Raw genomic sequence first — 13645 nt, 5'->3', positions numbered from 1 at the left:
CTTGATGAAAACTTTCGATATCGCCGAACTGCTGCTGCTGGCCGCCATCTGGGGCGCGTCCTTTCTGTTCATGCGCCTGGGCGCGCATGAATTTGGCCCGATCGCGATGGCGGCGGTGCGCGTCGGTGGTGCCAGCCTGATGCTCCTGCCGCTGCTGGCGGCCCGCCAGGGATTGGGCGAGCTCAGGCGCGAATGGCGACCGCTGCTAGCCGTAGGCCTGCTCAATAGCGCCCTGCCTTTTGCACTGTTCAGCTTCGCCGCGCTGTCGATCACCGCCGGCCTGTCCAGCATCCTGAATGCGACCACGCCGCTTTGGGGCGCCATCGTTGCCTGGATCTGGCTTGCCCAACGCCTGAGCCTGTTGCGCTGCGTCGGACTGGCGCTAGGTTTTGCCGGCGTCTTGTTTCTGGCCTGGGATCAGGCCTCGTTCAAGCCCGGCGGCAGCGGCTGGGCCATCCTGGCCTGCCTGGGCGCTGCGCTGAGCTACGGCATCGCGGCCAACTACACCAAGCGATTCCTCTCGCATGTGAGCCCACTGAGTGTGGCCACTGGCAGCCAGGTCTTTGCAGCGCTGCTGCTGGCGCTACCGGCCATCTGGCTTTGGCCGACCCAGCCGCCGAGCCTGCAGGCCTGGGTCGGCGTGTTGCTGCTGGCCCTACTGTGCTCGGGCATCGCCTACATCCTGTTCTTTCGCCTGATGTCACGCATCGGCGCGACCAACACGATTGCCGTGACCTTTCTGATCCCGGTGTTCGCCGTGCTGTGGGGCTGGCTATTTCTGGCCGAGGCGTTCACCTCCCGCATGGCACTGGGCTGTGCCGTCGTGCTGCTGGGCACGGCACTGGCGATCGGCCTGCTCGGCAAGCCTAACAAGGCCTGAGCCGTTCAGAGCAGGTCGTCGGGTTCGGGCATCGCGTCGATCAGGCGGTCGAAGTCGGCCGCGTCGCCCGGCGCCTTGGCAATCAGAGGCTTGTCCAGCGGGCGGTAGATGCGGCTGTGCAGGCGGTTCAGGCGCTCCGAGCTTTCGACGGCGCGCGCGATCTGCTGCGGGTCCAGCATCATCGCGAAGGGGTTGGCGGCAGCGGTGATGTGAGAAGCAAGGCGCATAAGTAACTCCGGTTGGCAGGCTCGAAGGTGCAGCCTGGAAGTCACTGTAGGGCTGGGCCGCTGCGCGCGGCAGTGGGCCGGGCGCCAAAGCGCGTGTCAGGCAAAGTCCTAGGGCTTGTCAGCCTGAGCGCGCAGCAACTTGGCAAATCTGTCGCGCCCGGCGCGCTCGGCGAAGTCAGCCGCGCGCAGTCCCTGCTCGTTTTGCAGCTGGGTCTTGGCACCGGCCTTTAGCAGCAGCTCGGCCGTACTCAGTCCGCCGTAGCCGGCCGCCATCATCAGCGGCGTGCTGCCATTGGGCGAGCGCGCATCGATCTCGGCACCCTGGCTCAGCAGCCAGGCCGCCACCCCTTCGTCGGGGCCGCTGCAGGCATAGTGCAAGGGACTCCAGCCCTCGCGATTGATCTGCGCGCCTCGCTGCACGAGCAGCCGGGCGGTGTCGAGACGGCCGCGCAACGCCGCCAGCATCAGCGGTGTCTCGCCGGCGGCAGTGACCGCATTGACATCCAGCGCTGGATGGCTCAGCAGGCTGTTGACGGCCTTGTCGCCATCGTCCTTCAATGCGATGTGCAAGGGCGTCTGACCCTGCTCGTCACGCACATTGGGGTCGCCCCCGCGCATCAGCAGCACGCCGATACGGTAGCCGTCATTGCGCATCGCCGCGATCAACAGGTCCTCCGCTGGCCCGGCCGTGGCGGCCCCGGAAGCTGCGAAGCCGACGGCAGCCAGCAGCGCCAGCGTGACAAGGCGCGGGACGCTCTTCATGGGAGAGCGAACAAGCGCCGGCAATTGGCCGAGGTCTGAGCCGCGATCTCGTCGAGGCTAAGGGCGCGCAGCTCAGCCAGCTGCTTGGCCACATAGGGCACATAGGCCGGGCTGTTGGTCTTGCCTCGATAGGGCGCCGGCGCCAGATAAGGGCTGTCGGTCTCGATCAGGATTCGGTCCATCGGCAGCGCGGCGGCCACATCGCGCAGGTCCTGCGCGTTCTTGAACGTCAGGATGCCGGAGAAGGACACATAAAACCCCAGCTCTACTGCCGCCCAAGCCACCTCGGCGGTCTCGGTAAAGCAGTGAAACACGCCGGGCCGCTCGCCCAGCGAACCACCCAAGGCGACCTCCTCGCGCAGCAGGCGCAAGGTGTCTGCCGAGCTGCTTCGGGTGTGGATGACTAGCGGTTTGGCCGTGGCCCGCGCGGCTCGAATATGGGTGCGAAAACGCTCGCGCTGCCACTCCATCTCGTCGATGCTGCGACCGTTGAGGCGGTAGTAATCCAGCCCGGTCTCGCCTATTGCGACCACCTTGGGGTGCTGAGCCGCAGTGACCAGCTCCTCGACCGTCGGCTCGTGGACATCCTCATTGTCGGGATGCACGCCCACCGTGGCCCAAAGCTGGCTGTGAGCGGCTGCGATCTCGCTGACGGCGGGGAACTCCTCCATGGTCGTGCAGATACAGATGGCCTGATCAACCCGAGCGGTGGCCATTTCAGCCAGGACCTTCGGCAGATTGGCGCGCAGCTCGGGGAAACTCAGATGGCAGTGCGAATCGATGAACATCTAGATGGTCTGGGTCGGCTTGGCCGAGGAAATCGAGGTACCCAGCTGTTCCTCGATCCGGATCTTAATCAGCCGGTGCTTCTCGTCGCCAGGGAAGCGCACACCCACCCCCTGGGTGCGGCCGCCTGAGGCATTGGGCGGCGTTATCCAGGCCACCTTGCCGGCCACTGGATAGCGCTGAGCGTCGTCGGGCAGAGACAACAACAGGTAGATGTCTTCGCCGAGCTTGTAGTCGCGCGTAGTCGGCACGAACAGGCCGCCATCGGTAAACAACGGGATGTAGGCGGCGTAGAGCGCGCCCTTTTCCTTGAACACCAACTGGATCACGCTGGGCCGGGCGCCGGCAGCGGTTGGGGTCACGGGAGGTTTGGCGGGCGCGGCGTCACTCATAGTCAGCAGTGTAGCGAATGGCTTGCTTCAGGCCCGTACCGCGCGGCGGCGGCCCTGCAAGGCCGACTGCCCCTGCAACACCAGCGACTCCATCAAGAGTCCGGCATTGAGTGGATGGTCTTCATGGCGCGCGGCCTGCTGCAGCGTCTGGGCCCATTGCTGCAGCGGCGCTACCGGTCCCGGCGCCGGTAGCGCCTCCGGCGCGAAATACCGCGGGGGCGCGCCATGGCTGGTGCGCAGCAGATCATGGCACAGACGCTGCATCGCGTCGATCGCACGCGGCACCGGCCAGTCCGAGATTGCCGCGACTTCGCCGCGCGCCAGCCGCGCCGGCAGCTGCGCCCAGGCGGCCGCCTTCAGGCCCTCCTCGCTCCAGCGCAAGGCCTCCTGCGGTCGCCCGCCGGCCGCCGCCAGCAACACCTCGGCGCCGTCGACGCCCTGGGCGTGCAACCAGGCCAGCGCCGGCCCGGTATCCGGCAGACCCAGCGGCACCGGTTGGCAGCGGCTGCGGATGGTCGGCAGCAGGCTTTCTGGGGCGGCACTGGCCAGCGCGAAGCGCAGCACGCCGGCCGGCTCTTCCAGAGTCTTCAGCAATGCGTTGGCGGCTACTGTGTTCAGGGCCTCGGCCGGATAGACCACCACCACCTTGGCGCGGCCGCGTGCCGAGGTGGCCTGGGCGAAGCTCAGCATCTGGCGCACGGCCTCGACCTTGATCTCGCGGCTGGGCTTGGTCTTACTTTCTTTGGCGCTCTCGCCCTCGTCGCTCCCCCAGCCCAGCGGTTCGCGCAAGGCCTCGGGGATCAGCAGCTGGAAATCCGGGTGGGTACGCGACTGGAACAGCTTGCAACTGCCGCACTGGCCGCAGGCCCAGCCCGAGTCGGATACCGGCGTCTCGCACAGCCAAGCCTGAGCCAGCAGCAGGGCCAGATCGAACTGGCCAACACCGGACGGCCCCTGTATCAGCAGCGCATGCGAGCGCGCGCGTGCCAGCACCTGTGTCAGCGGCTCGGCCAACCAGGGCAAGGTTAGGTCGGCGCTCACCATCCACGGGCCTCCAGCACGGCAGTGATCTGCGCCGCGACGCTGGCGATCGAGCCGCTGGCATCGATGCGGGCAAAGCGTTCGGGCGCAGCCGCAGCGCGCGCCGCATAGCCGGCGCGCACCCGCTCGAAGAAGTCCAGGTCCTGTTGCTCGAAGCGATCCGCCTCGCGTGCGGCGGCGCGGCGCTGCGCGGCCATCTCGGCCGGCAGGTCGAACCACAGGGTCAAGTCTGGCTGGCGGCCCTGAAGCACCCACTGCTCCAGGCTGCTCAGCACGGCCAAGTCCATGCCGCGTCCATAGCCTTGATAGGCAAAGCTGGCGTCGGCAAAACGGTCGCACACGACGGTCTTGCCGACGGCCAGCGCCGGCTCGATGACCTTGACCAGATGGTCGCGGCGTCCGGCAAACACCAGCAGCGCCTCGGTCAGCTCATCCATGCCGCTGTGCAGGAACAGGCCGCGAAGAGTCTCGGCCAGCGGCGTACCGCCAGGCTCGCGGGTATTGACCAGCTCTGCGCCGCGCTCGCGCAGCCGCTGACTCAAGGTCTGGATATGGGTGGACTTACCGGCACCGTCGATGCCCTCGAAGCTGATGAAACGGGCGCTGCCGCTCAGGACACTGTTCACGAAACTATTGACCACGCTGGTATTTGTTGACCGCGCGATTATGCGCGGCCAGGTCCTCGCTAAACTCACTGCTGCCATCGCCGCGGGCGACGAAGTACAGCGCCTTGCTGGCCGGGGGATGCAGTGTCGCCCGCAGCGAGGCCACGCCGGGCATCGCGATCGGCGTCGGCGGCAGGCCGCCGCGGGTGTAAGTGTTAAAGGGGGTGTCGGTCTGCAGATCGCGGCGGCGCAGATTGCCGTCGAAAGCCTCGCCGAGGCCGTAAATCACTGTCGGGTCGGTTTGCAGTGGCATACCGATGCGCAAGCGGTTGATGAAGACTGAGGCGACCAGGCCACGGTCGGCCGCCGCGCCGGTCTCCTTCTCGACGATGGAAGCCAGGATCAGGGCCTCATCGAGGCTCTTTAGCGGCAGGCCGTCGGCGCGACCGTCCCAGGCCGAGGCCAGGCGGCGGGCCATCGCCGCATGGGCGCGCTTGAGCACGGTCAAGTCGCTGACGCCGCGGCTGTAGGCATAGGTGTCGGGGAAGAAGCGGCCCTCGGCCGGCATGCCGGGTGCGCCCAGCGCCGCCATGATCTGGTCCTCACTCATGTCCGCCGTGGTCGGTTTGAGCGCCGGCGCCTTGGCCAGTGCGGCACGGAACTGGCGGAAGGTCCAACCCTCGATCAGGCGCACGACCTCCAGCACCTCGTCACCGCGCACCATCTTGTTCAGCAGGTCGCGCGGCGTCGCACCCTGGTGGATTTCATAGCTGCCGGCGCGGATCTGGCGCGCCTGGCCCGACCAGCGGAACCACTGATACAGCAGCCGCGCATCGGTGGCGATGCCCGCCGCCACCCAGGCCTGAGCCACCTGCTGCGGCGAACTGCCGGGCTCCACGGACAGCTCCACTGCCGGCTTGTCCAACGTCAGCGGCTGGTCCAGCCACCACCAGGCCGCGCCGGCGCCCGCCCCGGCCAGCCCCAGGACCAGCAGTAGCAGGCCCAGTAGCCAGCTCACGGCGCCGAGACCAGTAGAGCGCTTTTTTCTGTTGCTATGGCGGGCCAAGACCTGAACTTTCCGAAGGTGATGTGGGCGCTGATGATAATCGGGCCCATGAGCGAAACCACCCACACCACCACCACTGTGATCACCGGCGGCGCGTTGCGCCTGGCCGACTGGGGCGTGATGCGCGCCAAGGGCGAGGAAGCCGCCAAGTTTCTGCACGGCCAGCTGACCCAGGACATCGCGCTGCAGACCCCCGAGCAGGCCCGGCTGGCTGGATACTGCTCGGCCAAGGGCCGGCTGCTGGCCACCTTGCTGGCCGTCAAGAACACTAGCGATGAGCTGCTGCTGGTCCTGCCGGCCGAATTGCTGGCGCCGACCCTGAAGCGACTCTCGATGTTTGTGCTGCGGGCTAGATGCAAGCTCAGCGACGCCAGTGCCGACTGGGCCATGTGGGGCCTGGCTGGCCCTGCCGCCAGTGCCTGGCTGGGCGCGGCTGCGCCGGCCGAGGTCTGGGGAGTGGCCCGCGTCGGCGAGGCTCTGGTCGTGAAACTGCCCGATGCCCTGGAAGCGGTCGCCCGCTACGCGTTGCTGCAGCCCACCCAGGCCCCGGCCCCCGCCCTGCCCGCACTGGTCGAGGCCGACTGGCAATGGCTGGAAGTGCAGGCCGGCCTGGCCTGGGTGCGCGGCGCGACGGTCGAACAGTTCGTGCCGCAGATGATCAATCTGGAGCTGCTAGGCGGCGTGAACTTCCAGAAGGGCTGCTATCCCGGCCAGGAGGTGGTGGCGCGCAGCCAGTACCGCGGCACCGTCAAGCGCCGCACCTTGATGTTTGCGGCCGAGGGCGCTGCCCAGGCGGTAGTCGGCCAGGAGCTGTTCCACAGCGCAGACCCGGCCCAGCCGGCCGGGCTGGTCGCAGCCGTGGCGCAGCGCGAAGGTCGGACATTGCTGCTGGCCGAGGTCAAACTGGCTGCTCTGGAGGGTGGCAGCCTGCATCTGGGCAGCGCCGAGGGCCCGGTCCTCTTCCCGCGCACGCTGCCGTACTCGGTAGGCGAGCCGCAATGAGCCCGATGGGGGAGGAGCTCTACGTCTACTACAAGCTGGAGCCCGCGCAGGCCAAGGCTGCACGCTCGGCCTTCGAGCAGGCCCGAGGCGCGGCGCCAGTGCGCCTACTGCAGCGCCATGAGCCCACTGCATTCTTGCTGACATGGATGGAGGTCTATGGCGCCGACGTGGAGCAGGCCGATGCCGTCGAGCGACGAGTGGCGTCAGCCATGGCCGGTCTGGTCAGCGGGTCGCGCCATCTCGAGCGCTTCGAATGCTTGCCCCTCAGCCCCGCACGGCCCTGACCACATACTGCAGCGGCAGCGCGTCGCGCACTGCCCCCTCTGGGTCACGACCCATCGCGGCCGCCATCTGGCGGATGGCGGCCAGCACCGGCTCGCGGCCTGGCTCCTCGAAGATGCGGGGCACGCCGGCCTCGATGCGCAGCCCGGCCGACTGGAACAGCTCGAACAGCGTGACGCGGGTGAACCAGCGCAGATGGGTGCGATCGAGCAGCCCTGTGCCCTCGTAGCGGAAATCGCCCACCGCCAGGCGCCCCTGCACGCTCCAGTGCTGCACATTGGGCACGCTGGCCACCACGCAGCCCCCCTCGGGCAACACCTTGCGGATCTGGCCGAGCACACGCCAGGGATCACGCAAGTGCTCCAGCACATCGCCGAAGATCCAGCAGTCACGGTCTGCATAGTCGCGATAGAGGGACTCGTCGGCACCTTCGATGTCCAGACTGACCATGCCATCGCAATGCTGTGCTGCGATCTCGGCGGCCTTGGGATCGAGTTCCAGTCCGAGATAATGAACCTCGGGGCGGTGGCGCTTCAGGGCATGGGCCAGAGAACCGGTGCTGCAGCCCACTTCGATGAGGGTCCTGGCCTGGGCCGGGATCAGGGCCAGCAGGTCCGGGTTGAAGCCCTGGGCCGGCGGCTGGACAGCCTTGGCGGCCTGGCGGGCCTGCACCTCGGCCATCCATTCCTCGAGGTGGTAGCCGCCGGTGGCCGTGCTCGTGCCCTTGCCGATATGGTCGACATAGACCTTTCTGGTGCCCATCAGCACATCGTTCTTGGCCCAGTCCAGATTGCGCAGCAGCTCGGAGCGTCCTGCATCGTGCAAGGCCAACATTGGCGCCACCATGGGCGCGCCATGCTTGATCGGCAGGGGCCACTGCCGCATCACCTCGATATTGCACAACATGCAGGGTGGATGCAGATAGGGGACGGCCCCGTAGCCGTAGGCGATGTCGAAGCCCTCGCGGTTGACATAGGCCACGCCGCCGACCCCGTAGTCGCCGGGTCGCAAAGCCTCGTTGAGCGCCTCCAGAAAGCCCTCGCGCAGCACAACGATATCGGTATCCAGGAACAGCACCCGGCCACTGAGATCCAGATTCTGGATGGCCCAGGCCATGCCCGGTCCGTGGTGGATGTTGTAGCCCATCGCATGCAGCTCGACTGCCTCAAAACCGGCCGCCACCGCCTGGATCGCCGGCAAGTGCGAGGCGTCGGAGCCGTCCACCACATGCACCCGATTCGGATAGAAGCGCCGTAGCGAGGCCAGCATGCCCTGCAGAAGTTCGGCCGAGTTGTAGGAAACGGCCACGATGGCGATATCTTGAATGCTCATATCAAACCTCTGATGTGGGTGCGGCGCTGCGCGCCCGGCCGACGATGACAGCCGGATTGCCGGCCAGAATGGACATGGGGGGCGCCTCGAAGCCAGGCTGGACGACCGCTCCGGCGCCGACGATGCAGCCGCGTCCCAACCGCACACCCTTGAGCAGGGTGACACGCGAGCCGATGAAGACCTCGTCGCCGATCTCGACGCCGGCCGGCCGCGGGTCGGGTTGGCGCCGCCGCTCCAGCACCAGGTCGTGCGAGTTGCTGTCCATCACATGCAGTTCCGGGCCGATCAGGCAGTTGGCGCCGAACCGGATGCTCGCGCCCTCGGAGATCAGCACGCAGCGGTTGTTGAACACCGTGCCCGGGCCGATATCGATCAGCGAGTCCGGCGTGCGCGCCTCGATATAGCTGGCGCCGTAGCTGCCCGGCGAGCGTGGCACGCCAAACACCGTGGTGGTGGCCAGCCGGATGCGGCCCTGGCCCTTGAAGTGGGTCGGCGTCAGCAGGTTCAGCAATTGCTGGCCCTCGCCATGGATCTCGATGCGCCGGCGGTCCGAGACATGGAAAAAGTACTGCACCAGCAGCATGCGGGTCCAGGCATCCAGATCCAGAGGCTTGCTGGCGGTGATCAGGCCTACCAGCCTTTGGTAGCGTCGCTGCATGCCGGTCTCAGAAGCCATGGCCACGCAGGTATTGGGCCCAGGCGAGCTCGAACTCGGTCTCGGCCTTGGTGTCGCCCTCGGCCATGCGGGCCAGCAAATCACAGAAGGGCTGCATGTCCTCTTGGCTGCCATAGCGCTGCAGCAGGGCGGGCGCGATGCCGCGGTAGCACAGCAGGGCCTGTTCCCTGCTGAGCTTGCCGATGCGCTCGCCTCCCAGGGCGAGTGCGGCATAGCCCAGATGGGCTGCTTTCATAAACTTGCCGAAAAACTGCGAGGAGTTGTTCTCGCCGCCAGTGCGGAAGCAACCGAGCCGGTCCTGGATGTAGGCGATCGGCGCCTGGATGCTGGCGGCTAGGAAAAAACCGAGGTCCCACAGGCCGGCGTAGGAGACGCCACCGAACTCCGGCTTGGCCAGCAAAGCTACGCTCTCGGCATTCATCACACAGTTGGAGAACTCGCCGAACCAGTTGCGACACCAGGGCACGGTGGTCATAAAGACCACATCGTCGCTCAGGGAGAGGATGCGCTCGCCTGAGCTCGCGACCGCCTTGGGCAAGGGCTGCCCGCCGACGGGCTGGCCGCTCTCGTTGGCGGTCCAGCGCCCGCTGATGCTGCAGGAGTAGCGGCCGCTGACATGGGCGGTCAGATGGCGCTCGTAGAACTCAGGGTAAAGCACATCGTCGTCGAGCAGCAGATGCACGAGCTCGGAGTCCGAGCCCCAGAGCCCGGCTAGGTGCTTGAAGTTCTCGTAAGCCCCATTGCGCGGCCCCTGGTGCACCTCGATGGGCAGGCCCTGGCGCAGACCGCGCAGCGGCGCGGACTCCAGCAAGGCCGAGAACTCGCCGCCGGGGCTGTCATCGGAGATCACAATGCGGCTGCTCGGCCGGGTCTGCACGCGCAAGGACGTCAGCAACTCGACAATGTACTTGGTCTTATAGGCAGGGATCAGGGTCGTGATTTTCATGCGCGCAGGCTCGCTCGGCCGATGTGGCCATGCTGCGCATTACATCGCCACAAGCCCGGCCTCATGGGCCAAATAGCCAAGCAATCCTCAAGTTGTTACGGCGATTGCCGATAGCCATGCCCGCCTAGCATCCATCCCGTATTGATGCGGCTTTGCGTTCCGTGGTCCGAGAGGGCCCGGGTCGTGGCAGTGCGCCGATCTCCCTCAAGTTGATGGGGTGCTGGTCGAAAACCCGAAGGAGTTGATGGCTTTCGTCCCGACCAGGGGTCAGCGGAATCCATCCAAGCGTGCTGATGTGCCGGATTTGGCGACCGATCCGGCCACAAGAAACGAGATCGCAAAGCCGGGCGGGATAACCTGCCAGGCATGTAACAACCTGTATGGCGGCCCGTGCCGCCAACCGATCCCGGGGCTTTGAGCTGCGGGGATCGAGCAATCAAACCAGTGAGTCAAAGATGGCATCTCTCATTACCAACCTGCCGACCCAGCAAATCGCTTTGTTGCCCACCGCAACCCTGGCCGGGCTGACGACCGAGGATTGGGCTGCCTTCAACTCCGACCAGATTGCCGCCCTCACCTCCGGTCAGGTCGCGACCTTGGGCACCTTCGCCATCAATTCGCTGTCCAGCCAGCAGCTGTCCTTCTTTGAAACCGACGACTTGCGGGCTCTGAGCACGCTGGCTGTGCGTGCCCTGAGCACCGACCAGCTGGGCGCCCTGAACTCCGACCAGATCGGCGGTCTGCGCACGCAGCAGGTTGCGGCGCTGAACACCAGTCAGCTGCGCGGCCTGGACAGCGACGACCTCAATGCGCTGAGCACCGATCAGTTCAAGGCCCTGAACACCGGCCATATCGCAGCGCTGACCACCAGCCAGGTGGCGACCCTGGAGAGCGACGATCTGCGCGCGCTGTCCTCAGCCCAGCTGCGCTCGCTGAACTCCGACCAGATTGCCGCCCTGTCCACGGACAATATCCAGGCTCTGCGCTCCGATCAGATCGGCGCCCTGAGCACCCAGCAAGTCCGCGGCTTGAGTACCGACCAGGCGGCAGCGCTGGAGACCGACGACTTGCGGGCCCTGGGCACCGCCCAGATCCGCGCCCTGGACTCCGACCAGCTCGGTGCGCTGAACTCCGACCAGATCGGCGCTCTGCGCACCCAGCAGGTGGCCGCCCTGACTACCGCCCAGGTCCGCGACCTCGGCAGCGATGACCTCAACGCCTTGGGCACCGACCAGTTCAAGGCCCTCAACAGCGCCCATATCGCCGCGCTGGGCACTTCCCAGGTCTCCACCCTGGAGAGTGACGATCTGCGCGCCCTGGGCAGCGCCCAGCTTCGCGCCCTGAACTCCGACCAGCTCGGCGCCCTGTCCACCGACAACATCCAGGCGTTGAAGTCCGACCAGGTCGCTGCCTTGGGAACGCAACAGGTCCGCGGCTTGAGCACCGACCAGATCGGTGCACTGGAGACCGACGATCTGCGCGCTCTGGGCACCGCCAGTCTGCGCGCTCTGGACTCCGATCAACTCGGTGCGCTGAACTCCGACCAGATCGGCGCGCTACGCACCAGCCAGGTCGCCGCGCTGACCACTACCCAGGTCCGCGACCTAGGTAGTGATGACCTCAACGCGCTGAGCACCGACCAGTTCAAGGCCCTGGGCAGCGCGCATATCGCCGCGCTCGGCACCTCCCAGGTTTCCACGCTGGAGAGCGATGATCTGCGCGCCCTGGGCAGCGCCCAACTGCGTGCGCTGAACTCCGACCAGCTCGGTGCGCTCTCCACCGACAGCATCCAGGCACTGAAGTCTGACCAGGTCGCTGCGCTGAGCACGCAACAGGTCCGCGGCCTGAGTACCAACCAGATCGGTGCGCTGGAGACCGATGATCTGCGTGCCCTTGGCACAGCGAGCCTGCGCGCCCTGGACTCCGATCAGCTCGGCGCGCTGAACTCAGACCAGATCGGCGCGCTGCGCACCCAGCAGGTGGCCGCCCTGACTACCGCCCAAGTTCGCGACCTCGGCAGCGATGATCTCAACGCCCTGGGAACCGACCAGTTCAAGGCCCTCAACAGCGCTCATATCGCCGCGCTGGGCACCTCCCAGGTCTCCACGCTGGAAAGCGACGATCTGCGGGCCCTCAGCAGCGCCCAGCTGCGCGCGCTGAACACCGACCAGATCGGCGCCCTGTCCACCGACAATATCCAGGCCTTGAAGTCCGAGCAGCTTGGTGCGCTGACCACCCTGCAAGTGCGTGGCCTGAGCACCGACCAGATGGCCGCGCTGGAAACCGACGATTTGCGTGCGCTGGGCAGCGCCCAGGTCCGTGCGCTGAGCTCCGATCAGTTGCAGGCGCTCAGCTCCGACCAAATCGCGGCCCTGGGCTCGCAGCAGATTCTTGCGCTGAGTTCCGCGCAGATCGGCGGCTTGAGCAGCGATGCGCTGAACGCATTGACCACCGACCAGTTCAAGACCCTGAGCTCGGCCCAGATTGGCGGGCTCAGCACCAGCCAACTGTCGACGCTGGAGAGCGACGATCTGCGTGCGCTGGGCAGTGCCCAGCTCAGAGCCCTCAACTCGGACCAGATCGCCGCGCTGTCCACAGACAACATCCAAGCCCTGCGCTCCGAGCAGGTCGGCGCGCTGAGCACGGCCCAGGTCCGTGGCCTGAGTACCGATCAGATGGCGGCGATGGAGACCGACGATCTGCGGGCCCTCGGATCGGCCAGCCTGCGCGCCCTCAGCACGGACCAGGTCGGCGCGCTGAACTCCGACCAGATCGGCGCCTTGCGTACCGATCAGGTTGCCGCCCTGACTTCCTCGCCCCAACTCGCAGGCCTGGACAGCGATGACCTCAATGCGCTGACCACCGATCAGTTCAAGGCCCTGACCACGGCCCAGATCGGTGCCATCGGCACGTCCCAGATCGCGACGCTGGAGAGCGACGACTTGCGAGCACTCAGCAGCGCACAGCTCAGGGCGCTCAACACGGCCCAGATCTCGGCGCTGTCCACTGACAGCATCCAGGCGCTGCGCTCGGAACAAGTGGCTGCGCTCAGCACGGCCCAGGTCCGGGGCCTCAGCACCGACCAGATGGCGGCCCTGGAGACCGATGACCTGAGGGCGATGTCCTCCGCCGCCCTGCGCAGCCTGTCGACAGATCAGCTCGCCGCGCTGGGATCCGACCAATTCGGCGCCCTGCGCAGCGAGCAAGTGGCCGCGCTGACCACGCTGCAGCTACGCAGCCTGGGCAGCGAAGACCTGAACGCCCTGGGGACCGACCAGTTCAAGGGCCTGACCACATCGCAGATTGCGGCGCTGAGCACCACCCAGGTGTCCACGCTGGAAAGCGATGACTTGCGCACGCTCAGTAGCGCGCAGGTTCGCTCGCTGGGCTCCGACCAGATCGGCGCCTTGTCCACCGACAATATCCAAGCCTTGCGTTCCGAGCAGGCCGGCGCACTCAGCACCTCGCAGATCGGCGGCCTGAGTACCGACCAGATCAAGGCACTGGAGAGTGACGATCTTCGCGCCCTGGGCAGCGCCCAGCTTCGCGCCCTGAACTCCGACCAGCTCGGCGCCCTGTCCACCGACAACATCCAGGCGCTGAAGTCTGAACAGGTCGGTGCGTTGAGCACCCAGCAGGTCCGCGGCC

General features: G+C 66.7%; 13 protein-coding genes and 1 pseudogene. 4 read left to right on the top strand and 10 right to left on the bottom strand.

What is annotated here, in order from left to right:
* Nucleotides 1-4: 4 nt before the first annotated feature.
* Nucleotides 5-880 carry a DMT family transporter gene (locus tag OOZ63_RS07100; RefSeq protein ID WP_266004742.1) on the top strand — a complete coding sequence of 292 codons (876 nt, stop codon included), beginning with the start codon at nucleotides 5-7 and terminating at the stop codon, nucleotides 878-880.
* A gap of 5 nt (nucleotides 881-885) precedes the next feature.
* Here the strand turns inward: OOZ63_RS07100 and OOZ63_RS07095 are convergent, their stop codons facing one another.
* The 7 genes from OOZ63_RS07095 to mltG all read right to left on the bottom strand — a co-directional run bounded on the left by OOZ63_RS07095 (nucleotide 886) and on the right by mltG (nucleotide 5711).
* A complete protein-coding gene (locus OOZ63_RS07095; RefSeq protein WP_266004741.1) occupies nucleotides 886-1107 on the bottom strand; it encodes a hypothetical protein in 222 nt (73 codons plus the stop codon).
* A 108-nt stretch (nucleotides 1108-1215) separates the two neighbouring features.
* Nucleotides 1216-1869, bottom strand: a complete 654-nt coding sequence (locus tag OOZ63_RS07090) for an ankyrin repeat domain-containing protein (protein ID WP_266004740.1) — start codon at nucleotides 1867-1869, stop codon at nucleotides 1216-1218.
* Nucleotides 1866-2657: a TatD family hydrolase gene (locus OOZ63_RS07085; protein ID WP_266004739.1), complete on the bottom strand. Its 792-nt coding sequence runs from the start codon at nucleotides 2655-2657 to the stop codon at nucleotides 1866-1868. The genes OOZ63_RS07090 and OOZ63_RS07085 overlap by 4 nt, the downstream gene beginning before the upstream one ends.
* Complete coding sequence (locus OOZ63_RS07080; RefSeq protein ID WP_266004738.1) at nucleotides 2658-3047, bottom strand: PilZ domain-containing protein; 390 nt, start codon at nucleotides 3045-3047, stop codon at nucleotides 2658-2660. It lies immediately after the preceding gene.
* Between the two features lie 27 nt (nucleotides 3048-3074).
* Nucleotides 3075-4091 (bottom strand): DNA polymerase III subunit delta', encoded by a 1017-nt coding sequence (locus OOZ63_RS07075; protein ID WP_266004737.1) that lies wholly within the window; start codon nucleotides 4089-4091, stop codon nucleotides 3075-3077.
* A complete protein-coding gene (gene tmk / locus OOZ63_RS07070) occupies nucleotides 4085-4714 on the bottom strand; it encodes a dTMP kinase (RefSeq protein WP_266004736.1) in 630 nt (209 codons plus the stop codon). Before tmk ends, OOZ63_RS07075 begins: the two co-directional genes overlap by 7 nt.
* A gap of 4 nt (nucleotides 4715-4718) precedes the next feature.
* Nucleotides 4719-5711: an endolytic transglycosylase MltG gene (gene mltG / locus OOZ63_RS07065; protein ID WP_266004735.1), complete on the bottom strand. Its 993-nt coding sequence runs from the start codon at nucleotides 5709-5711 to the stop codon at nucleotides 4719-4721.
* Between the two features lie 96 nt (nucleotides 5712-5807).
* Between mltG and OOZ63_RS07060 the strand changes: the two genes are divergently transcribed.
* Nucleotides 5808-6761: a YgfZ/GcvT domain-containing protein gene (locus tag OOZ63_RS07060; RefSeq protein ID WP_266004734.1), complete on the top strand. Its 954-nt coding sequence runs from the start codon at nucleotides 5808-5810 to the stop codon at nucleotides 6759-6761.
* Nucleotides 6758-7045 carry a DUF4936 family protein gene (locus tag OOZ63_RS07055; RefSeq protein WP_266004733.1) on the top strand — a complete coding sequence of 96 codons (288 nt, stop codon included), beginning with the start codon at nucleotides 6758-6760 and terminating at the stop codon, nucleotides 7043-7045. Before OOZ63_RS07060 ends, OOZ63_RS07055 begins: the two co-directional genes overlap by 4 nt.
* Here OOZ63_RS07055 and OOZ63_RS07050 read toward each other — a convergent pair.
* From OOZ63_RS07050 to OOZ63_RS07040, 3 genes are read right to left on the bottom strand one after another with little or no spacing between them, the layout of a single operon-like run.
* Nucleotides 7026-8375, bottom strand: coding sequence for a bifunctional glycosyltransferase/class I SAM-dependent methyltransferase (locus OOZ63_RS07050; protein ID WP_266004732.1), 1350 nt, complete (start codon nucleotides 8373-8375; stop codon nucleotides 7026-7028). The two genes, OOZ63_RS07055 and OOZ63_RS07050, sit on opposite strands and share 20 nt — an antisense overlap.
* A gap of 1 nt (nucleotide 8376) precedes the next feature.
* Nucleotides 8377-9051 carry an acyltransferase gene (locus OOZ63_RS07045; RefSeq protein WP_266004731.1) on the bottom strand — a complete coding sequence of 225 codons (675 nt, stop codon included), beginning with the start codon at nucleotides 9049-9051 and terminating at the stop codon, nucleotides 8377-8379.
* Nucleotides 9041-9997, bottom strand: a complete 957-nt coding sequence (locus tag OOZ63_RS07040; protein ID WP_266004730.1) for a glycosyltransferase family 2 protein — start codon at nucleotides 9995-9997, stop codon at nucleotides 9041-9043. Before OOZ63_RS07040 ends, OOZ63_RS07045 begins: the two co-directional genes overlap by 11 nt.
* Nucleotides 9998-10452: 455 nt before the next feature.
* Here OOZ63_RS07040 and OOZ63_RS07035 point away from each other — a divergent pair.
* Nucleotides 10453-13645 (top strand): annotated as a pseudogene (locus tag OOZ63_RS07035) (hypothetical protein); the annotation flags it as partial.

It is taken from the genome of Paucibacter sp. PLA-PC-4 (genome assembly GCF_026241155.1).
In the GTDB taxonomy this organism is placed as follows: Bacteria; Pseudomonadota; Gammaproteobacteria; order Burkholderiales; family Burkholderiaceae_C; genus Roseateles_E.
This window is presented reverse-complemented; position numbering and strand designations above follow the sequence as displayed.